General features: G+C 35.0%; 18 protein-coding genes and 1 tRNA gene. 8 read left to right on the top strand and 11 right to left on the bottom strand.

The annotated features are described in order from the left end of the window. Positions 1–383 precede the first annotated feature (383 nt). The 5 genes from HM987_RS13725 to HM987_RS13745 all read left to right on the top strand — a co-directional run bounded on the left by HM987_RS13725 (position 384) and on the right by HM987_RS13745 (position 6,791). Positions 384–3,638 (top strand): S41 family peptidase, encoded by a 3,255-nt coding sequence (locus HM987_RS13725; protein WP_179008621.1) that lies wholly within the window; start codon positions 384–386, stop codon positions 3,636–3,638. Positions 3,639–3,861: 223 nt separating this feature from the next. Next, positions 3,862–5,154: a hypothetical protein gene (locus HM987_RS13730; protein WP_179008622.1), complete on the top strand. Its 1,293-nt coding sequence runs from the start codon at positions 3,862–3,864 to the stop codon at positions 5,152–5,154. Between the two features lie 15 nt (positions 5,155–5,169). After that, the gene (locus HM987_RS13735; protein ID WP_179008623.1) at positions 5,170–5,916 is read left to right on the top strand and encodes a hypothetical protein; all 747 of its coding nucleotides are present in this window, start codon (positions 5,170–5,172) and stop codon (positions 5,914–5,916) included. A gap of 103 nt (positions 5,917–6,019) precedes the next feature. Further along, positions 6,020–6,202, top strand: coding sequence for a hypothetical protein (locus HM987_RS13740; RefSeq protein ID WP_179008624.1), 183 nt, complete (start codon positions 6,020–6,022; stop codon positions 6,200–6,202). 160 nt (positions 6,203–6,362) lie between these two features. Then, positions 6,363–6,791 carry an organic hydroperoxide resistance protein gene (locus tag HM987_RS13745; RefSeq protein ID WP_179008625.1) on the top strand — a complete coding sequence of 143 codons (429 nt, stop codon included), beginning with the start codon at positions 6,363–6,365 and terminating at the stop codon, positions 6,789–6,791. A gap of 408 nt (positions 6,792–7,199) precedes the next feature. Here the strand turns inward: HM987_RS13745 and HM987_RS13750 are convergent, their stop codons facing one another. From HM987_RS13750 to HM987_RS13790, 9 genes are all read right to left on the bottom strand, one after another. After that, positions 7,200–8,537, bottom strand: a complete 1,338-nt coding sequence (locus HM987_RS13750; RefSeq protein ID WP_370622871.1) for a DUF3570 domain-containing protein — start codon at positions 8,535–8,537, stop codon at positions 7,200–7,202. A 99-nt stretch (positions 8,538–8,636) separates the two neighbouring features. Next, positions 8,637–8,849, bottom strand: a complete 213-nt coding sequence (locus HM987_RS13755) for a DUF4266 domain-containing protein (protein WP_179008626.1) — start codon at positions 8,847–8,849, stop codon at positions 8,637–8,639. Between the two features lie 10 nt (positions 8,850–8,859). After that, a complete protein-coding gene (locus tag HM987_RS13760; protein WP_229724458.1) occupies positions 8,860–9,843 on the bottom strand; it encodes an FAD:protein FMN transferase in 984 nt (327 codons plus the stop codon). A gap of 1 nt (position 9,844) precedes the next feature. Beyond that, positions 9,845–10,285 (bottom strand): thioredoxin family protein, encoded by a 441-nt coding sequence (locus HM987_RS13765; RefSeq protein ID WP_179008627.1) that lies wholly within the window; start codon positions 10,283–10,285, stop codon positions 9,845–9,847. Positions 10,286–10,372: 87 nt separating this feature from the next. After that, the gene (locus HM987_RS13770) at positions 10,373–11,071 is read right to left on the bottom strand and encodes a Crp/Fnr family transcriptional regulator (protein WP_179008628.1); all 699 of its coding nucleotides are present in this window, start codon (positions 11,069–11,071) and stop codon (positions 10,373–10,375) included. 22 nt (positions 11,072–11,093) lie between these two features. Next, complete coding sequence (locus tag HM987_RS13775) at positions 11,094–11,762, bottom strand: VIT1/CCC1 transporter family protein (RefSeq protein WP_370622872.1); 669 nt, start codon at positions 11,760–11,762, stop codon at positions 11,094–11,096. Between the two features lie 26 nt (positions 11,763–11,788). Continuing rightward, the gene (locus tag HM987_RS13780; RefSeq protein ID WP_179008630.1) at positions 11,789–12,946 is read right to left on the bottom strand and encodes an efflux RND transporter periplasmic adaptor subunit; all 1,158 of its coding nucleotides are present in this window, start codon (positions 12,944–12,946) and stop codon (positions 11,789–11,791) included. A 10-nt stretch (positions 12,947–12,956) separates the two neighbouring features. Beyond that, positions 12,957–17,291: a CusA/CzcA family heavy metal efflux RND transporter gene (locus tag HM987_RS13785; protein ID WP_179008631.1), complete on the bottom strand. Its 4,335-nt coding sequence runs from the start codon at positions 17,289–17,291 to the stop codon at positions 12,957–12,959. Between the two features lie 76 nt (positions 17,292–17,367). Further along, positions 17,368–17,724, bottom strand: coding sequence for a hypothetical protein (locus HM987_RS13790; RefSeq protein WP_229724459.1), 357 nt, complete (start codon positions 17,722–17,724; stop codon positions 17,368–17,370). 656 nt (positions 17,725–18,380) lie between these two features. Between HM987_RS13790 and HM987_RS13795 the strand changes: the two genes are divergently transcribed. The 3 genes from HM987_RS13795 (at position 18,381) to HM987_RS13805 (ending at position 21,191) form a co-directional block, all read left to right on the top strand. Further along, positions 18,381–18,659, top strand: coding sequence for a hypothetical protein (locus tag HM987_RS13795; RefSeq protein WP_179008632.1), 279 nt, complete (start codon positions 18,381–18,383; stop codon positions 18,657–18,659). Between the two features lie 7 nt (positions 18,660–18,666). Further along, positions 18,667–18,993 carry a hypothetical protein gene (locus tag HM987_RS13800; RefSeq protein WP_179008633.1) on the top strand — a complete coding sequence of 109 codons (327 nt, stop codon included), beginning with the start codon at positions 18,667–18,669 and terminating at the stop codon, positions 18,991–18,993. Between the two features lie 242 nt (positions 18,994–19,235). Beyond that, a complete protein-coding gene (locus tag HM987_RS13805; RefSeq protein ID WP_179008634.1) occupies positions 19,236–21,191 on the top strand; it encodes a P-loop NTPase fold protein in 1,956 nt (651 codons plus the stop codon). Positions 21,192–21,338: 147 nt separating this feature from the next. On the opposite strand, the gene HM987_RS13810 is transcribed toward HM987_RS13805, so the two are convergent. Together HM987_RS13810 and HM987_RS13815 are read right to left on the bottom strand one after the other, a co-directional pair. After that, positions 21,339–21,412, bottom strand: a tRNA-Arg gene (locus tag HM987_RS13810). After that, a complete protein-coding gene (locus HM987_RS13815; RefSeq protein WP_179008635.1) occupies positions 21,390–21,647 on the bottom strand; it encodes a GIY-YIG nuclease family protein in 258 nt (85 codons plus the stop codon). Before HM987_RS13815 ends, HM987_RS13810 begins: the two co-directional genes overlap by 23 nt. Between the last annotated feature and the right edge of the window lie 8 nt (positions 21,648–21,655).

Here is a 21,655-nt window from a genome sequence, read left to right on the forward strand (position 1 = left end):
ATCCAAATTGCCTTTTTTTAAAAAATGATCAATAAGTGTTAGGGTTAGAAAAATCGAAATAAGTACCTAAAATAACAGTTGGGTAGCAGGCAGTTTTCATAGAAATAGACTGAATCATTTGGGTAAATATTTGCACAGCAAATTTAATATATTTCAAATCAAAACTCTTAAAAATCATAAACTATTTTCAGTATAACTTATACATTGATTTTACAATTTATAACAGTTATTCTAACCCATATATTTGTCTAAACTAAAGTAAACCTATTGACAATGAAAACTATACATCATTTGGATTTGTATGGATATTTCAGATCATTTCAATTTAAGCTCAAAGACTTTTAGTAACTTAGGGACTTATTAATCAAAATCAATCAAATACAATGAAAAAATCAATCCTTTTTTTAATTATGTTGTTTAGTATGGCTGCAGTCTCTGCTCAAATTAGCGGGAAATTAATGCAATATCCAGATGTTTCAGACACACATATCACTTTTACTTATGGTAATGATGTTTGGATAGCGTCAAAATCTGGAGGTATTGCCAACAGGTTAAGCTCACCTGCTGGAGCAGAAAGCTTCCCGCGCTTTTCCCCTAATGGCAAAATGATCGCCTACACCGCTAATTATAATGGAAACAGCGACGTTTATGTCATTGACATTAATGGTGGTATCCCAAAACGATTAACTTATCATGGCATGAATGACAAAGTATTAGGCTGGACTCCTGATGGAAAATCAGTACTATTTTCATCTTCTAGGGAAAGCGGACGTCAACGCTACAGTCAATTTTATACCATATCCATTGAAGGTGGCACACCAGAAAAGCTGAGTATCCCTTATGGAGAATATGCCGCTTTTTCTGATGATGGTAACAAAATTGCTTATACTGACCGATCTAGAGTATCTCGTAATTGGAAACGTTATCGTGGTGGCACAGCTCCAGATATTTTAGTTTTTGACCTTAAAACGTTTAAAACAGAAAATATTACAATGAATAGTGCCAATGACGAACTGCCAATGTGGATTGGTGAGACCATATTTTATATGTCTGACAACGGACCAAACAAAAGAAATAATCTTTGGAAATATGATTTAAATACCAAAACCAATAGTCAATTAACCCAATTTAAGGATTATGACATTACGTTTCCAGAAAGTAGCAATAGTGATATTATCTTTGAAGTTGGCGGTAATTTATACCTATATAATATAGCTTCGGGTAAAACGAATGAAGTCAATATTCAAATTATTTCCGACCAAAAAGAACTTATTCCCGAAATTAAAAAAGTAGAGGATTATTTACAAGATGCCACGTTGAGTCCAGATGGTAACCGTGTTGTTGTTCAAGCCAGAGGCGAATTATTCAATTTACCTGCAACAGAAGGTTTTGTATCCAACATTACAAGTACTTCTGGCGTTGCTGAACGCAGTCCTTCTTGGTCTCCAGACGGGAAACATGTAGCCTATTGGAGCGATGCAGATGGCGAGTATCAACTTCTGTTACACGACATGGAAGGCACGAGCAAACCAAAACAAATTACCAAACATAAAAACGGGTTTTATTACAATATTTACTGGTCACCGGATAGCGAAAAAATGGCGTTCGTAGATCAAGCTATGAACATAAAATATATAGATGTAAAGAGCAAAAAAGAAACTACGGTAGATAAAGGCAAGTACATGTTTCAAGGTAACTTAAGTAATTTTTCAGTGACTTGGTCACCAGATAGTAACTTTTTTGCCTATTCCAGAAGTACAGATAACAGAGCAAGAACGGCCATATTTGTTTATGATATAAATAAGAATGCTGCGAAACAATTAACTTCCGGTTACTATTCAGACTATTCACCTGAGTTCAGTAAAGATGGTAAGTATTTATTTTTTAAAACCAACCGTACGTTTGAACCTGTATATTCAGACATGGATAATACATTCATTTATCCCAATTCTTCTAATATAGCCGTGGCAACATTGGATAAATCTACCACCTCATTGTTATCCGTTAAAAATGATGCGTACGAAATAAAAAAGGAAGAGGATGAAAATGATAAAAAGAAGGATGATGACAAGTCAAAAGATGAGACCACTAAAAAAGAAATCGAGACCACTAAAATAGATTTTGATGGTTTTGAAGACCGTGTGGAACTTTTAGATGTTCCAGCAGGGAATTTTGGTAGCATAACCGCATTAAAAGATAAATTAATATTCGCTAAATATCCTAATTCCGGAGCGGAATCCGAAAGCTCGTCAGCATTACACTATTATGATTTTAAAGAACGGGAAGTCAAACAGATTATAGATGATGTCTCTAATTATCTCGTTGCTTCCAATGCCGAAAAAATCCTTATTGTAAAAGATTCTAAATTCGCTGTCATTGAAGTCGGAGAAAATAAAAAGATTGAAAAAACCGTGCCTTTGCAGGATATGACAATGACTGTGATCCCCAAAGAAGAATGGAAACAAATTTTTAATGATGTATGGCGTTTAGAACGTGACTTTTTCTACGATCCAAATATGCATGGTGTCGATTGGGAAATGATGAAAACCCGTTATGGCAAACTCATTGAACAAGCTAACACCAGAAATGATGTTAATATTATAATTGGTGACTTAATTGCAGAATTAAATGCCTCCCACACCTATAATGGAGGTGGTGACAGCGAATCATCAAAACTCATGAATGTTGGTTATTTGGGTGCGGATTTAAAACTCAATAATGGTGCGTTTCAAATACACAAAATTCTGTCTGGAGCTTCATGGGATGCCGAAGTACGATCGCCTTTAGCTAAACCTGGTTTAGAGGTAAAAGAAGGTGATTACATTTTAGCAATCAATGGCACGCCTATAGATATAAACAAACCTATTTCAGCAGCTTTGCAGGGTTTGGCAAACACGGCTGTACAACTCACTGTAAATAGCAGCCCAAATATGAAAGATGCCAAACAGATTGTTGTAAAACCTTTAAGTTCTGAAACCCGTCTAAGACATCTCGCTTGGATTGAAAATAACAGAAAGCGTGTTGATGAAGCGACTAATGGAAAAGTAGGCTACATTTATGTACGCAGTACAGGAAGGGATGGCCAAAATGAATTGGTAAGACAATTCTATGCACAAATGGAGAAAGAAGGTTTAATCATTGATGAACGCTTTAATAGTGGTGGGCAGATTCCAGACCGTTTCATAGAACTTTTAGATCGGAAACCACTCGCCTTTTGGGCGGTAAGGGACGGCAAGGATTGGGCCTGGCCTCCATCTGGTAACTTTGGAGCAAAAGTGATGCTTATCAATGGATTTAGTGGTTCTGGAGGCGATGCTTTTCCAGATTATTTTAGAAAACGGAACCTTGGACCGCTCATTGGCACAAGAACTTGGGGAGGACTTATTGGTATCTCAGGAGCGCCTTCGCTTATAGATAATGGAGGTGTTACCGTACCGACGTTTAGAATGTACGACCCTTCGGGTGAATGGTTTAAGGAAGGGCATGGTGTAGATCCTGATATCGAAGTTATTGAAGATTTCCAAAGTCTAGCTAAAGGAACAGATGCACAGCTCGAAGCAGGAATTACAGAGGTGATGAAACTTATGGAAACTAATTTTAAAACACCGTCTAGACCAGCTTATGAAAAGAGGAATTAAGTAATTAATTTCTAATTCAATAGAAAAGGATTGTTTTTTAGGGCAATCCTTTTTTTGTGCTCCATATGCTCGAGATTCTTAATATACTTTACATAAAACAGCGACAACAACCTTCCATCTGATTCAACAGAAACAATAAATTTTCATAAAAGATGATGACATTCTTCTAGGTTATCGATATATAAGTGTACAACAAAAACTAATCCATTAAAAACAAAATATTATGAAAACATCACACTTTTTTCACTTCGTAATCGCTACAGTTCTTTGCTTCTCTTGCGGCAATAAAGAAAATAACGACAATACAGAATTTGATTATGAATCTGAAGATTACATGCAATATGATACTCAGCAAAGCGATTATTCCCAGAATAATAATGGGCAGCAAGATGCCAATTTTAATAACAACTATAATCAAAAAGACAGTTACAATGGTAATAGTCAAGATAATGCCATCTACAATCAAAATGGCAATGGGCAACAGAACGTAAATTACCAGAAGAATAACCAACAACAAGAAACAAGCAACGGTAGGTTAAAACCTTATAAAATTATGTCTCCACAATTTGGAATGCCATTTGGAATTATGCCAATTCCTCAAACTTGGCAGAAAAAAGGCCAAAATCAAGAAAATATACTCTTTGAAAGTGCCAATGGTGTAAAAGTTTATAACGAGCAATATGTCTCATTTAGATATCATAATGATCCATCACAAAACCAATTTGCGCAGCAAAACGGAGCCAATGTTCAACCTTTAAAATCTTTAGAACAAGTTATAAACGAAGACTTCAAGCCTTATTTACAAAAGGAAGGCGTAACGTTTGTTAGACAATATCCATTACCTCAGTTGGCACAATTAGATAAGCGTATAGATAGTTATATGTTTAAGGCCACACCAGAGAACAAACAATTCCAGTGTATGGTAACAGAATGGAAAGATCAAAAAGGTAATTTATCTCTTGGAGTGGTCCGCTATTTTGTAACACAATATACAGCTGTTGGCGGTATAGATTGGGGTTACACTATCAATTCAATGGAAGCTCCTCAAAGTGCCTATCAAAATGCCAAACAAGATGTCATCTATTCTTTACTTAATTTACAAATCAATCCTCAATGGGTAAAAACCAACAATGAGCATTATTCTCAAATGGCGCAGCGAAGTAATGCCGGACACCAAGCAAGAATGGCAGCCATAGAAGCGACTGGTAGAGCCATACGCCAAAACGGAAAAACCTATAGCGATATGTTAGATAGCAGTCATGAAAGCTGGAAAAGAAGAAATGCTGTATCTGATGCAGGACAGGCAAGAGCTGTAGATGGCATTTGGGAACGTAGAAATATGACCGATGGATCTGGCAACACTTATAAAATTGACGGTTATGATAACAATGTTTGGATGAACGGTAACAACGAATATTACGGTACTGACAATCCTAATTGGAATCCAAATATTGACAATTATACCAATGATGAAAACTGGGAGCAATTACAAGACGTCAATGGCGGAGGTTATTAATCCCAATCACTTAAAATGAAACTTACAACCATTTTTATAATCATTTTTATACTTGCCTTTACATCTTGTAAAGGCGAGTATATTTCAAATTCAGTAGAAGATTTGGCAGAATTGCATGAAACCGATGCAAGGTCTCACAGCCATCAAGACCATATTCTTGCAGAAACACCAACTCTAAAATACTATCCTGTTCTTGATGACACACAGGAAGTCGTTGGTGCTTATCCATTTCCTGCAGATTGGATTTTAAATACAGCTACAGATTCCATATTTATTCAAAGTCCATTAGGAGGAAAAGTATTTAAAAACTATTCGAATTATTTTTGGGATTATAGATCTTCGGAATTAAATAATAAATACAAAACACCAATTAATACCGCTGCTTTTAAAACTATTGAAACGCTTCTGAAAGAAGATTTTATGCCTTATGCGGACTCTTTAAACATTGAACTGACACATCAATACGAACTTCCTGAAGTAGCAAAACTATATAAAGACATTTCATCTTTATATTATTCATATCACAAACCAAAAGAAGACACTTTCAAAGCCTTGGCTACAGAATGGCGAGACGAAAAAGGTATTAAATCCATGTTGATTATAGTTCAGCAGTCTCAAATTTTCGAAAATGAAACACTTTGGGGTTATACCTTGCACACTATGGAAGTACCTGAAGCCTATTTTGAGGTTACTAAGGAATATTTTTTTGTACAGTTTAAAAAACTACAAAACCTGTTACCAATATATATACGAAGCGAATAAACGCAATACAAACATTCCTTACAATAACAATTGTCGATATTATACCATAAAAGAAAGACAAGAGCGACGAGAAGCGATCCATAAGGAAAAACTAAGAACTGGCATGTTTTCTAAAAACTTAGATGAATATCTAGAATTTTTAAGGTCGAAAGGCTTTTTAACCATTAAGGATTCTAATGACGTTTGTAATTTAACCACCTATTATAAAAAGGAAGAATACAGAAAACATAATTTAGATAGTATTTACACGTCATATGTACCCATTGATAACTCTTATAAAAACTAACGTGAGAAAGGATAGCCTATAAAATTTGCTTTAAATAAGCCTTTGACAATCACTACCTAACCTAAACCTTTCCAAATTTATGAGAAATTTAAGACGGTAGATTTTAGAAGGCTGATGTATCTAAGTATATTTAGTACATTAACTTTAAAAACCAAATAGAATGAAAACTTTATATGAAGCAACCACAAAAGCTGAAGGCGGAAGAGCAGGTCACATTAAATCTGAAGATGGTCCATTAGACCATAATCTTTCTGTACCAAAATCAATGGGAGGCAAAGGTGGAAATGGCACCAACCCAGAACAACTTTTCGGCGCAGCTTATGCAGCATGTTTTGGAGGCGCACTTCAATCCGTTGCCAAAAACGAGGGTATTGAAATAGATGACGAAGCCCTAAGTGTCACCGCAGTCATAGGATTTTGCAAAGACGATGATGGTTTTTTCCTAGAAGCTACTTTAGATTGTTATATTCCTGGAGTTGATTTAGAAACTGGAGAAGACCTCGTGGAAAAAGCTCATGAAGCGTGTCCTTTTAGTAAAGCCACACGTGATAATATTACAGTAACCTTGAATTTATTGTTGGATGAGTAAATTGTAAGATCTTATTAATTGAATAATTTATTGAACCACACATATTTTAAAAGGATTGTGTGGTTTTTTTTATGTGGTAGGTTGATATTCTGAGAATAAAAGACATAAATTACTACGTCTATCTTATTTATGTGTAGGCTGTAATAAACATAAAGGTTTCGGCTAGGAAGCATATGGCCCTACCGTTTCAAAAAGCAGACGTTAGGTAGTTCTTTTAAAAAAAACACTTATTTTGTCTTGGCATTTTTCTTAATAGTATTGATTCCTGTCTTATAAGGGAAAATAATTTAACTTTTGAATGAGGATATTGAGATAATTATTTCGAAGTCAAATAATTTGATTAAATGTTTCAAAATCCCATAGTAATAACTCCGATTACTTGCTTATACAATTTTAAAAAACTTATACTTAATCTATCACAAACTTAAATCCAGCTATAATTATACTCGAACCAAAAGTCGTGTCCCTATCATATTTATAGAATTTTAGGTCTATACTTTTAAGACCAAAACTGAAAATCTTAGTACTTGCAAAAATGTCCGTGTAAGATACTCCAAATCCAAATTGATTTGCAGAATACTTGGAAAGGTCATAATCTGAAGTATAAAATTCATCTGTGGACAAAGCGCCTTCATAAGCTCTAAAGTAATCTGCTGCGGTCTGATTATAGAATCTATATGATGGATAGAGTGTAAATTTATCTGTAATCTTCACTGGCACTTCAACACTTGCAGTATGTGAGTTGATGCCCCAATCGTCAAAATAATAGCGGTAAAAGGTGCGTACCGTTAGCACCTCATTAAGGTACCAGTTTAACCGACCACCAACAGCAACTTTAAATCTTGAATCTGGCAAACGCTCGATGGCATCAGCGAGTTGAAAATTATCAATAAAAGAATCGGCTACATCTCCAAAATATACACGCTGAAACGGCGTAGATAATAAGCCTTGTTGTTTCACAAAATCCAACGCCAATGAGCCTTGAACATTTTTATGCAATATCTGCGAAAACCCTAAGCCTAATGAATATGAATTACGTCCTTCACTATCAAAGGGCTCAAATCTCGGATTGTAATTTACGTTTCCGGTAATGGTGTTTTGGGTAAACAGACGGTCATTCAGTCCACTTCCTTCAGCTGTAAAAGCTCTCAACTCTGTAGGGTAAATAGCTTTCCAAGTGTCGATATAAACATTACCACTTACACTCAATTCCGTATTCTTTTCATTAAAAAGTTTAGTGTAACTGCCGCCTACACCTACAGAAAAATAATCATATTCGGTCGATAGCGATACCCTTGCCGACCAAATATCGTTACGGTCATCAGAACTATGACTGTAGCTTCCATTAACGTTTGCCCATAAATCACTACTAGAAGCTCCAGACGAAGCCTGAAAAGGGTCTGCTGAACCATCATCAAATGGCCCAACATTACTGGATGATGCAGAAGTATATGCAGAAACACCAGCATCAATGGTCAGCACATCGTCATCATTTAATGGAATAGAGATCACAAATGTACCTGTAACATCAGTTAACTCTTCAGTACCTATACCACCACTTACAGCTGCATTATCGCCATCTTGGGTATAATAACTGGTTAAGAAATCTACTTCTGTAGTTTCTAAAACCCGTTTTTTATAGACTTTTGTTGAGTCTTGTCCTGTCTGTGAGTTCGCCCCTTCCGCTTGGCTCAGGACAGGTTTCGCAAAAGCGAAAACACAAAAAAATAAAATTATTCTCTTCAACTAATTATTGTTTTTTTTAATAAATAAATACTGCTCTACAGCAGTATAGCTTCGACTCAAATTTTTATGAGCTCTTAGAAGCATAAAAATTTCTCATGGTTAATTACAACCGCAACCACCGCCTGTTTTTCCTCCATTGGCGCCCACTGCTGCTTCGCGGTAGGAATGCGCCGTAGTCACATTACGGTCGCACTTCTTGTCTGTCAATGCCATATCTGGATCGTTGAGGTTTACCTTTTCATAGTCTTTTACCACTACGCAACTGCTGAAGCAAACCGCAAGTAAAGCTGTTACCATCATTTTTTTTATCATAATATTATTTTTAATTAGTGGTATCTATTTCTATATTTTTAGACGTTGTGATATTTCCTTTATCATCTATAATGATACATTCTATTTTTGGTAGTTGATTGATTCGATCCAATCCAGTTTCCTTTCCCATCACAAATACAGATGTCGCCAGAGCGTCGGCCAATTCAGCTTTAGGTGCGAAAACCGTGACACTTATAATTCCGCTAGATGGATAACCTGTTCTTGGATCAATGATATGTGTGTATCTTTTACCATTAAAGTTGACATATTTTTCATAATTTCCTGAGGTTACTACGGCACCATCAGTAATAGGTAATAATGCAAAGACCTTGTTTTTATCCATTGGATTTGTGATGGCAACTTTCCATTCGTTACCATTGGATTGTTTGCCCCAAGTATTCATATCGCCAGATGCATTTATAATTCCTGAAGACATGCCTTTCGCCATCAACAACGCTTTGGCTTTATCTGCCGCATAGCCTTTCCCAATGGCTCCAAAGCCTATTTTCATTCCTTCGAGCTTCAGAAAAACGGTACTATTTTCTTTGTTGAGGATAATATTCTCAAATCCCACTTTCGCTACTGATGCAGCAATTTCGTCTTCCGAAGGCATCTCTGTCATACTGCCATCAAACTTCCAAATCCGATCCATGGAGGCATAACTGATGTCAAAAGCACCATCGGTAAGTTTAGATATGCCAATTGCGCGTTCTATTAATTGAAATAATTCGGCATCAACTTTTATTGGTTTAATACCAGCATTTCTATTTATTGCTGAAGTTTGAGAATTGACATCCCAAGAGGAGATAAGTTTTTCGATTCTAGTAATTTCGGCAACAGCGGTATCAATATACTTATTAGCGTCCACTACATCTTTTGCAATCACCGTAATATCAAAACGACTGCCCATTAATTTTAGGGTTCGTTTATAAGGCTCTTGTGTATGAACGACTATTGAAAATAATATAATGAATGAAGTGATTAGTGCTTTCAACTTATTTTATGAATGAGTTTAGTGTTGTGATATACTTTTCCGGTGTTGTTTTTTTATAGCTTGCTTCACCTAAAACTTCTCCTTTGGCATTCAAAACAACTACGAAGGGAAAAAAACCATTCTTATTATACGTTTCAAATAATTTGGCATTAGCTTTTGATTGCTGATCGGGTAATGCATTTTTCTTTTTTCGAGGAAAATCCGCTTGAAGCATTACATAGTGCGCTGCTGCATAAGTTTTAAATGTTTCTGTACTCCACACTTCTCTATCTAGTTTTATGCAAGGAGCGCACCAGTCTGAACCCTGAAAAACAAGAATAATCGGTTTACTTTCTTTTGCAGCTATTTCTTTTGCTTTTTCGAAATCTGTTTGCCATTCTTGGGCGCCTACACTAACCATGCTAAATATTAGCGCTATGGCTATTAAAAAAAATTTATTCATAGAAATGATTAATTCACATTTATAATATATTAAACGTTATTTATACTGATTACTTACATTGATATTTATCAATTTGATTCGCCATAGTCAAAATAGATTGGATACTTTCACAAGTCCCTCATAATCTTTAATAAAAATGCTACTTCTTTTTGTTGTTATTAGTTGTTCCTCTTTAAAATCTTTCAGCATTCGCACTACGGATTCCTTTGCTGTACCTACCATACTTGCCAAGTCTTCGCGCTGCATGATTATTTCGGTCGCTTGGATCGATCCATTTGCATATTTCCCTTCTAGAATCAAAAGAGTTAAAGCAGCTCTTTCTCTAACGGTATACTTGGCAAGCAACTTTGTTGTCTTAATAAACACACCGAACTCGTGACTTAAATTCTTCAATAAGCGCTGCGACAATAAATGACATGTATGCACCGCTTTTTCAAAGTCTGCTTTTGGTATGAAGTCGATATCCCCATCTGTAAGAGCAGCAGCTGAATCCGGATAATATTCTTCACTCAGAATAGCGTGATAGCCCAAATATTCTTGTTCTTTACAGACATAAAATATATGTTGTGCGCCGAAATCTGTATGGGTAAACTTCTTTACTTTTCCTGTTTTGATGCGATATATTCCTTTGGGCTTTTCGCCTTCCTTAAAAATAAAGTTTCCTGCTTTGAATGAATAGGTTTCCAAGTTGGCCGTTAACAGTTGACACACTTCCAGTGACAACCCTTTTAAGAGGTTATCATTATTAAAACCAAATTGATTATTGAGCTGTTCTTTAAATGTCATTGTAACTTACATTTTCCATCCATTAAACCATATTGACATTAAACAAATGGCCAATTATTGCAGTTATTCCCATCGCTAGCGTACCCCAAAATGTGATGCGCAGAATAGGTTTTAAAACTTTGGAACCACCTGTTCTTGCAGAAATAATTCCTAAAACAATTAGAAATAAAATAGCAAATACATATTGTATATATTCCATTGTATTCAAAGGGGCAACATATGCCACCACAACAGGCAGAAATCCGCCTATGGTAAATGCAATTCCAGAGGAAAGTGCCGCCTGTAATGGTTTTGCTTCTGTAAGTTCCATGATACCCAACTCGTCTCTTGCGTGTGCCTCAAGTGCATTGTGTGCCGTGAGTTGGGTAGCTACTTCTAGGGCCGTTTCTGGTGTCAACCCTCTGTTCTCATAGATTTTGGCTAGCTCTATAAGTTCTTCTTCGGGCATATCTATGAGTTCTTGTTTCTCTCGTTTCAAATCGGATTTTTCAATATCAGTTTGAGAACTTACCGAAACATATTCTCCTGCGGCCATTGACAGAGCTCCTGCTACCAATCCAGCTACTCCAGCAATAATAATCGGTTCACGAGTACTGCTAGCTGCAGCTACACCTATGATAATACTTGCCGTTGATAAAATACCGTCATTAGCACCCAGTACGCCAGCTCTTAACCAGCCGCTTCTGTTCATGTAATGTTTTTCTTGATTATTCATATTTAATGGTCATGTCCACCTGATTCTCCTACGAGATTAAAGGTGCCGTTAGTTAAAAAAGTGGCATCAGTTTGGAAATTATCTGAGGCCAAAATATTTACAAATTTATCCGTTTCTTCACCTATTTCAACTTCGGCCTGCTCAAAATAGTAACCTTCTGCTGTTTCCTCATGGAGTATTAACAAGTAGCTCTCATCTTCAATAGTGGCAATGGCTGTTTCTGGTAACGCTTTTGCGAAAGCGGACTCAATAACAATCTCTGCGTCTACAAACATACCAGGTAAAAAATTGATTTCTTTCTCGTTTTCAATGTGCCCGTGAACCTTTATAGTTCTATTATCTTCAATAGCGGTTCCTATTAAATGGACTTCGGCTACATAGGTTCCTGAAGAAGATTCCGGGATTTTAAAATTGATTTTCTGTCCTTTTTTGAGCTTCATTATATCCTTTTCAAAAACCGATAATTCTAAGTGAATGTGATCGTTATTCACAATTTCTAAGATAGCCGTCGCTGGTGAAACATAAGTACCTCTGGTCACATTTACCTTTGTAATACTGCCCGAAATAGGTGCATAAATAGTAACCACAGAGCGAATATTTCCAGACTCTACACTAGTTGGCGAAATGTTGAGTAGTTGTAGCTGTTTTTTCAAACCATTATACTTTGCTTTTGCGGTTTTAAAAGCACTTTCTGCTTGAAGAAAACTTTTTTGTGAAGTGATATTTTCCGCCTTCATTGTTTGTTGTCTATCGTACTCAGATTGCAAATAGGTAAGTTGTTCATTCACTTCCATATACTGTTGCTGAATGGTCACAAAGTCAGGATTTTCAATCGTAACCAGTTCTTGTCCTTTGCGCACTTTATCTCCTATCAATAAGGGTGTGGTTTTAATATAACCACCCATTGTGGCATTGACTACAGCACGATTATCTGGCGGAACGTCTACCATTCCTGTAGTTTGAACGGTTACTGGAAATTGCATTTCCGTAATGCTGCCGAGCGTCATTTTATTACTTTCAAATTGTGCTTTTGACACAAATATCCTATCATCAGTTTCAGAAGTTGATATAGCGTTTTCTGAATTGGTCTCATTATTACCACAACTAAAGAGTGTCAGTACAATTGATAATAAGGTCATTTTATATAGTATTTCTCGCATAATGCTTTATTTATAAGGTTAGGTAATTAAGGTTAATCACAATGTAATTGTATTCATTTAAGGTGTTGAGATAGGCCAACTTTACCTCATAGGCGCTTTCGATACTTTGGATGTAGTGATAAAAATCAATCTCGCCATTTCGAAAACTTCCGTTGGCGGTTTTCAGAATTTCCTCAGACAGATTACTGCCTTCGTCTTCATAATAAGCAAGAGCCATTTTTAACTGATTTAGTTGCTCAGTAAGCTCTTTGAACTTTGCGTTGAGCTGTATGTTATACTCATTAGATTCTTGGGTTATAATTTTCTTGGAGATTCCTGCGGCTTTTATTCGCGCTGATTGTCCACCGAATAGTAGCGGAATTTTTAAACCAACTTGATAGCCGTATAAATTATCATTTAGTCCTGAATTAGTTCCTTGAAAATAGTTGAAACTTATGTCTGGCAACAATTGTTGTTTTTCAAAACTCCGCTGTGCTTCAAGTAAGGCAACTCGATTTTTATAAAACTGGAGTTCCTCGCTGTTTGAAATATCTATCATCTGTAAAGATGCTTTCAATATAGTGCTATCTACAACTCTCAGTGTGTCTTTGGATTGAACCAGTTTTACCAAATGGTTGTAAGCCAAAGCAGCATCTCGCTGTGTTTCCAGATAATTGATGTTAATCTGTTTTTGTTTAGACGCAGCTGAAATTTTTTCCAGATAATTGGTTTCTCCTAATTCAAAGCGTCTTTTGGCTATTCTTGCAAAATCTGAGTATAAACTGTCCAAAGTTTTAAGAACACGCTGTTTTTCTTTGGCGACCTGATAGCTATAAAAAGCGGCTGTCACCTTGCGTGTAATTCCTTTTTTCTGAATGGCATACCTGCTATTGGAAACATCGTAACTTCTTTGGTTGCGTTTCTTTTCAGAGAAATAAACCGTCGGAAATTTAAAATCCTGCTGAATTCCAAACACTTGGATAGGTTCATTATTTACAGCAAGATTATTTTCATCAAACTCATAATAAACTTGCGTTTTATCAAAACTGAACGCACTATTTATAAGCGATTCAGATTTATCTATTTCCAACTGAGCAGCGTTGAGTGCCGCATTATTTGCAATGGCCAGAGGAACAAGTTCTTCCAAGGTCAACGGCTTTTGTTGTGCTTTCAATTGCAATGAAAATAACAGTAAAATAGTTGTTATACCAGCAACCTTTTTTCCAGTTGATACTTTTTTCATTGTCTTAGTACTGCTGAAATAAGAATATAGTACAGGTAATACCACAAGGGTTAATAAAGTAGCTGTTATCAAGCCACCTATCACTACTGTTGCAAGTGGTCGTTGTACTTCGGCACCAGCATTTGTGGAAATCGCCATCGGTAAAAATCCTAATGCAGCTGCCATTGCTGTGAGCAAAACGGCTCGCAATCTGTCTTTGGTTCCTTGTTTTATCAAATCGTTAATATTTGTAAATCGTTCTTCTTTTTTAAGTTCTTTAAAATGTTCTATGAGTACAATTCCGTTAAGTACTGCAATACCGAATAAGGCAATAAATCCAACGCCTGCCGAAATACTAAACGGCAAGTCACGTAGCCATAACAACCACACGCCACCAACAGCAGCCAATGGAATTGCCGAAAAAATCATCAAAGCTTCCTTAACCGATTTGAAAGCGAAATAAAGCAACACAAAAATCAAGACGAGCGCAATAGGAACGGCAATGAACAAGCGGGATTTAGCACTTTCAAGGTTTTCAAATTGGCCGCCATAGGTTATACTGTAACCAACAGGAAGTTTCACATTTTCATCTATCAGTTTTTGAACATCATCAACAACCGATTGCAAATCGCGATTACGAACATTAATTCCTACTACAATTCTTCGTCGTGTATCATCTCGGGATATTTTTGCTGCGCCTTTTTGATAGGTAATATCCGCGAGTTCGCGTAGTGGAATTTTACTGCCGTTAGGTAAATCGATGTATAGATTATTGAGGTTATTAAGGTCTTGACGTTTTGCTTTATCTAACCGTACCACTAAATCAAACCGCTTTTCGCCTTCAAAAACACTACCAGCGCTACGACCAGCAAAACCCATGGACACCATATCATTTACGTCCTGAATATTAAGTCCGTAACGCGCAATTTTAGCTCTATTGAATTTTACATTCATCTCTGGCAAACCAGCGATTTTTTCCACCGATATATCCGCAGCACCAGGCACATCAGCTATTAATTCGCCTATTTCGTTTCCTTTTTTAGCAAGAATGTTCAAGTCCTCTCCAAAAATCTTGATGGCAATATCGGCTCTCACACCAGTGATTAATTCGTTAAAGCGCATCTCGATAGGTTGTGTAAATTCCACTTCCATTCCTGGTATAATAGCGAGTGCCTCTTTAAACTTATCGGCGAGTTCGTCTTTACTTGTGGCAGAAACCCATTCGCTTTTAGGTTTCAAAACGATGATCACATCACTTTCCTCCATGGACATCGGGTCTGTTGGGACTTCGGCAGCACCAATTCTGGTGACTACTTGTTTAACCTCTGGGAATTCACTGAGTAATATCTTTTCGATTTCGGTAGTGATTTTCACCGTATTGCTCAAAGACGTTCCAGTTTTTAATACAGGTTGAATTACAAAATCGCCCTCATCTAGAGTTGGCACAAATTCACCACCCATTGTGGTATATAAATAGATAGAAACCGCAAGTAAAACACTGGCCATTGCCAAAACCAAACGCTTGCTATGTAATGCCCAATGGATGCTAGGCTCATATAATTTGTTGAGCCATCTCATAAGACGTACTGAAATATTCTTATCACTTACTTTAGACGGTTTTAAAAACAGTGAAGCAGCCACAGGTACGTAGGTAAAGCATAACAACATCGCACCGATTAATGCAAAGCTAAAGGTCAACGCCATTGGTTTAAACATTTTTCCTTCTACGCCAGATAAGGATAGAATTGGGATGAAGACAATCAAAATAATTAATTGTCCAAAGATGGCAGAGTTCATCATTTTTGAGGCACCTTTAAATGTGATTTTATCCTTTAATTCTTGACGTTCAGCTTTTGAATAAGCATTAATCTCATCTGCTTTTAAAGTAATCCTAAAAGCGATAAACTCGACTATTATCACCGCGCCATCGATAATGATTCCAAAATCAATAGCACCTAGCGACATCAAATTTGCATCGACGCCAAAAATGTACATTAACGACAGGGCAAACAACAAACATAGCGGAATAACCGAAGCCACTACGAGTCCAGAACGGAAATTTCCCAACATTAAAACAACTACAAAAATCACAATCAAGCAACCCAAGATCAGGTTTTCTGAAACCGTAAATGTAGTCTTACCTATCAATTCACTTCTATCTAAAAAAGCGTTGATATAAACGCCTTCTGGCAATGATTTAGAGATTTCAGCAACACGCTCTTTAACCGCTTCGATGACTTTTTTGGAATTAGCATCCTTGAGCATCATTACTTGACCGAGCACTTTCTCGCCTTCACCATTTCCTGTAATGGCTCCGAAACGAGTCGCACTACCAAAACCAACGTTTGCTACATTTTTTATATAAATTGGAAAATTATCTTCATTCTTAATCACGATATTTTTGATATCGTCCAAAGAGGAAATCAGGCCTTCGCCACGTATAAAATAAGCCTGATTAACCTTTTCAATATAGCCACCACCAGAAACGCTATTATTCATTTCCAGTGCGGTAAAAACTTCTTGCGCTGTAATATTCATTGCATTGAGCTTGTCTGTGTCTATCGCAACTTCATACTGTTTTAAAAATCCACCCCAAGTATTTACTTCTACCACACCAGGAATTCCTGAAAGTTGGCGTTTTACAATCCAATCTTGAATTGTTCGCAGATCTTGTGCGGTGTAACGGTCTTTATATTTTGGCTCTACATCTAGAATGTATTGATAAATTTCGCCAAGTCCAGTGGTAATAGGTCCCATTTCGGGCGTTCCAAAACCTTCAGGAATTTTTTCTGTTGCCGATTTAATTTTTTCGGCAATTAACTGACGTGGTAAAAAAGTACCCATATCGTCATCAAAAACAATGGTCACTACGGAGAGTCCAAATTTTGATACCGAACGAATTTCCTGAACACCTGGCAAGTTTGCCATTTCCAGTTCTACGGGATAGGTTATAAATTGCTCCATATCCTGTGTGGATAGGTTGCGAGATGTGGTAATGACCTGCACCTGATTGTTAGTCACATCAGGTACGGCACCTATGGAAATTTGAGTTAAGGAATACAACCCAAACCCAATGATAAATGTGGTCATTAAAAGAATAACAAACTTATTCTTTAAGCTGAAATTGATAATATGTGAAAGCATCTTTTCATAAATAATAATTGTTTACAGTCCCTAATTCATTGGAAGAATAGGAAACAAAAAATAAATGGAAATTAAATTATGAATGCCTTGGTGGCTGGAGTATTCCTTCGGAATGTATTGACGATGAAGGTATCTGATAAAAAAAGGTATGTTCTTTAAATTCTGAAAATTCAAATGTTTTAGAATCGTCTTTATTTATATTTAAAACAAAAGCCGTTATGGTAGAGGTATGCGAAACATGTTGAAAAGGTAGCTGCTCATGATCTTCTTTTTCTTCTTGATGTTCTCTATTGTGATCTGCCTTAAGCTCTCCATAATGCTTAGAAATAAAGACAATAACATTATCACCATACTGTTCATTATGGAACTGAGCGTGCTCAATCAATTCATCGATTTGCGATAAATCATTGAGATTGATCCCAAAGCTCTGCATTAGGATAATTATAGAAAACGATATGGAAAATAGTTTAGTCAATGTTGTAAAGATAATAAATTGACACTATCAAATTAGATTAATGTATAGTTTTTCATATTTGATACTATTTGGAAAACCATTAACTTCAAGAAGTTAGGCGTAATTTATGACAAATGTTGAAAACCTTCAACTTATTATTATCAAATATTTAAGGATTTATTTTACATGTCGGTCATAGTAGCAGCTCCCTAAAGTTTTGGTTAAAGAACTTTATCCTAAGCTGGCAGACTATTCAAACTGATTGACCGCTTCAAGTATTAATATTTTATCATCTGTATTAATTCTACTTAAAACAGGGTGTGCAAGTTTTTGTCAAAGTTACAGATATTGTTTAAAAAATTGTGGAACAAAAAAATGACAACCACTACAATCACATCAACCAACTAGCAACCAAAGGCCTTACAGCGTGATCAAATAATCTCTAAATGTTTTACCGAAATCAACTGAATGCAAAAACCCCATGTTTCCTCGGAAACGTGGGGTAATGAAAAAACACACCAGAGTATAAATTAAAAGGACAATTCGAGTTTGGTTTATCACAGGCGGACAAACAGAAATGGAAAACTACAAGTCGAGCCTATAAAGTTCGAAGTGCAACTGCAAACTCAATCGAAATGAAATTCACTTTTTACGACATTGGAAAAGGCGTTTATTTTCACGACAACGGTAAATATGAGTACATGACTCAAAAAATGATAAACGATGTTTCTTTTGAGTATAAAGTTGCCAATGACTCAATTATGATTAAAGAACAAAACGAGCAAGATTTTAAACTGTTTGGCCTTATTAAAAACGAGTCAATTAATAAAGATTATTTTGATGTTGACCTCATTAATAAAGCAGATTTTGACATCACTTTCGAAATGTATAAAATTGACGAAAGTCTAAAATAAAACAACTATGAACAAAACACAATTTTTTTTACTATTTACAATTCTATCAATGAGTTTTAGTTACTCACAAGAGAAAATATTACTAAAAGGAATTTTAATGGAAAAAGACTATCGTAAAAGAATATCGTGGGTTAAATCAAAACCTGTTTCATTAGAAGACAAAGATTTTTCAGTTAGTGCCTTATCTACAATATACCTGCAAATCCACTTTGGTATAATGGAAAAAGACGGAAAACCATATTTGTCCAACATTAGGCTTTTTAATCATTATGACGATAGTGATTGGTTTTTTATGATGAGGTTATTTATTTATTTGGTAGTCGAAAAGAAATAAGAGAACATAAAGCAACTGTTTTTAAAGTCAAAACCGATAAAACGGTTATAAATGTTAACAACGGAGAGTTACAGAACATTCAGATATTTTGGCAATGGGTCAAGCAAAAGAATTTATTAAATACGTTATCGAAAATCATGAAACGAGGTTAAATATACGTTTCACAAACAATGACGATAATAAATACCGATAATTTACTATTAGCAGTACCAAGAAACTCAAAAAACACTTTAAAACATTAATTGAAAGTTATAATAGGCTTTGAGAAGTTCATAAACTGGAGCAAGAATTCTAAACGCAACCCTCAACAAATAGTTGGGGTTTTGTTTATGAGAATGTTGCAGTATTTTTACAAAACAAATAAATGTTTTATGGAGTCAAATAAAATTGAGTCAATATTTGAGGATTACCTCAATAAAGTGAATACAAATTATGCCTTGTTAATAAGTGGAAAATGGGGAAGTGGAAAAACTTTTTTATGGAAGAACACGCTTGAAAAAAAAGCCATTGAAAAGGAATTCAAACCTATTTATATCTCGTTAAATGGTATTAATGACATTAGAGAAATTGAAGGCATATTATTAAGTAAAGTTTTACCCTTTTCAGATAAATTAGACAATGAGTTTATAAAGAACTCTTTAAAATTTGTTAGAAATGGAGTCAATCTACTTGGTAATGTTTTTGGAGGTGGGACTCAACTTGCCGACATAACTAAAGGAATGAATTTAAACCTTAATTTATCGGATGTCGTTTTATGCTTTGATGATTTAGAAAGATGCTCTATTCCAATCAAAGAAAGGTTAGGATTGATAAATGATTATACAGAACATAAAAACATCAAGGTTATAATTTGTGCTGATGAAGAACAAATTAATGATGAAGAGTACCATAAAATCAAAGAAAAAATAATTGGAAGAACTCTCAGTTATAATGCAAATTATGATGAGGTTCTTGATAGTTATATTTCAAAGACAGAAGATGAAGATTTTAAAAATTTCTTAATCGAGAAGAAAAAAAATATTGTTAGTTTTTTCAAGAAGTATGAAATTGAAAACCTGCGAACTCTTGGGTTTTATTTAGAAAACATTAATCGACTGTTTGAATATTTTAAAAACGAAAACGTAATGGTTATTGACAGTATGCTTTTTTTTACTGCAATTATTAGTAATGAATTTAAAACAGGAGAATTGTCTATTTCAAATTTAAAAGACAAACAAGGAATTGATGATTTCTTTCTATTTATTGATATTGATGAGGTTGTTGATAATATAATAGGTACTCCAATAGTTCAGAATAAACAAAAAGAAATTAAAGAAAAAACTTATAATCAAAGGTTTTCCGAAAAGTATTTAAGTGATGAAAATGACAAAAACAGATATGTTTTTTCTGAAACAATTTACGAATTTGTTTTATCAGGGTATTTAGATACTGATAAATTAAAAAACGAAATTGACGAGCGTAATGGAAAAAGAAATGATACTAAAGAGCAAAAAGCCTACAATAAATTAATAGGGTATAATTTTAGGATGCTTGAGGATGATGAATTGAAAACTTCCTTAAATGAAGTGCTTAAATATGCTGAACAGGGAAAATATGATATGTACTCCTACCAAACAATTTACAACAATCTGTCATATCAAATTAAAATAGGTTCTTTAGATATTACAGATAAAGAATTAACCTCACGATTAATGAAAGGTTTGAATAAATCTAAAAACACTTCTGATCTCAACGAAAGCCAAATGGGAAATATAACCCATTTTAAAAATGAAAAAGATTATAATGATATAGAAAGAAAACTTTATGATTTTCATATTGACAAAAGAAGCAAACTCAAAAGCGATAGTGTTAATAGAATATTTGAAGTTTTAGATAGTGACCTAATTGAAGTAAATGATTTTATTAGTGAGGAACTTAGAAATAACAATAGTTTTTTTGAATTTATAGATGCGAAAAAGTTTTATGATAAGTTATTGACTTTAACCAACAAAAAACTTTTAGTGTTCAGCAATGCACTATATGACATATATTTTAAAAAAGGGTATGTTGAAAGTCCTGAAAAAGAACTATCATTTTTTGAAAAGTTACACAAACTCCTTAACAAATTCTATAAATCAAATGAATTAAAAAACCCTAAAAAGATAATTTTAAAAGAACTAATAGAGAGAATTGAGAAAATTATATCTCATTATAAGTAGCGGATAGCCTAAAACAATGGTAATTAGAATAGATTAAAAGTTTATTTGAAAATCAAAAAAAACACCTTTTACGGTCTAAATACGGACTAAGAAAAACAATAAAAAAATGCAACAAACTAATATTTAGTGAGTTGCATTTTTATTTCGTGACCTCGACAGGATTCAAACCTGTAACCTCTTGAGCCGTAATCAAGTGCGCTATTCAGTTGCGCCACGAGGCCTAATATTTTGTTTTCTCCACCTTCTTCCTGCTGCCGATTTCAAGTATTTTTCTCTTGTCCTAGCTTCAAGTCGTGTTTCAAAAACTTCTTCATGAACTCTTACCCAAGGAACAAAAGCTTTAGTTGACTTTGTCTTTCCTTGATTATGTTCAATCAATCTTTCTTCAAGGCGATCTGTCATACCGACATAATTCCTGTCAAAATTAACACTATAAAGAACATACACATAAAACATAGTGTCTC

It is taken from the genome of Winogradskyella forsetii (genome assembly GCF_013394595.1).
Lineage (GTDB): Bacteria > Bacteroidota > Bacteroidia > Flavobacteriales > Flavobacteriaceae > Winogradskyella > Winogradskyella forsetii.

Coding starts and splice junctions, on each gene's coding strand:
- HM987_RS13780 (WP_179008630.1), bottom strand. CDS start 12,946: ATGCGAGAAATACTATATAAAATGACCTTATTATCAATTGTACTGACA.
- HM987_RS13795 (WP_179008632.1), top strand. CDS start 18,381: ATGAAATTCACTTTTTACGACATTGGAAAAGGCGTTTATTTTCACGAC.
- HM987_RS13800 (WP_179008633.1), top strand. CDS start 18,667: ATGAACAAAACACAATTTTTTTTACTATTTACAATTCTATCAATGAGT.
- HM987_RS13765 (WP_179008627.1), bottom strand. CDS start 10,285: ATGAATAAATTTTTTTTAATAGCCATAGCGCTAATATTTAGCATGGTT.
- HM987_RS13755 (WP_179008626.1), bottom strand. CDS start 8,849: ATGATAAAAAAAATGATGGTAACAGCTTTACTTGCGGTTTGCTTCAGC.
- HM987_RS13770 (WP_179008628.1), bottom strand. CDS start 11,071: ATGACATTTAAAGAACAGCTCAATAATCAATTTGGTTTTAATAATGAT.
- HM987_RS13790 (WP_229724459.1), bottom strand. CDS start 17,724: ATGCAGAGCTTTGGGATCAATCTCAATGATTTATCGCAAATCGATGAA.
- HM987_RS13775 (WP_370622872.1), bottom strand. CDS start 11,762: ATGAACAGAAGCGGCTGGTTAAGAGCTGGCGTACTGGGTGCTAATGAC.
- HM987_RS13785 (WP_179008631.1), bottom strand. CDS start 17,291: ATGCTTTCACATATTATCAATTTCAGCTTAAAGAATAAGTTTGTTATT.
- HM987_RS13730 (WP_179008622.1), top strand. CDS start 3,862: ATGAAAACATCACACTTTTTTCACTTCGTAATCGCTACAGTTCTTTGC.
- HM987_RS13745 (WP_179008625.1), top strand. CDS start 6,363: ATGAAAACTTTATATGAAGCAACCACAAAAGCTGAAGGCGGAAGAGCA.
- HM987_RS13815 (WP_179008635.1), bottom strand. CDS start 21,647: ATGTTTTATGTGTATGTTCTTTATAGTGTTAATTTTGACAGGAATTAT.
- HM987_RS13735 (WP_179008623.1), top strand. CDS start 5,170: ATGAAACTTACAACCATTTTTATAATCATTTTTATACTTGCCTTTACA.
- HM987_RS13740 (WP_179008624.1), top strand. CDS start 6,020: ATGTTTTCTAAAAACTTAGATGAATATCTAGAATTTTTAAGGTCGAAA.
- HM987_RS13725 (WP_179008621.1), top strand. CDS start 384: ATGAAAAAATCAATCCTTTTTTTAATTATGTTGTTTAGTATGGCTGCA.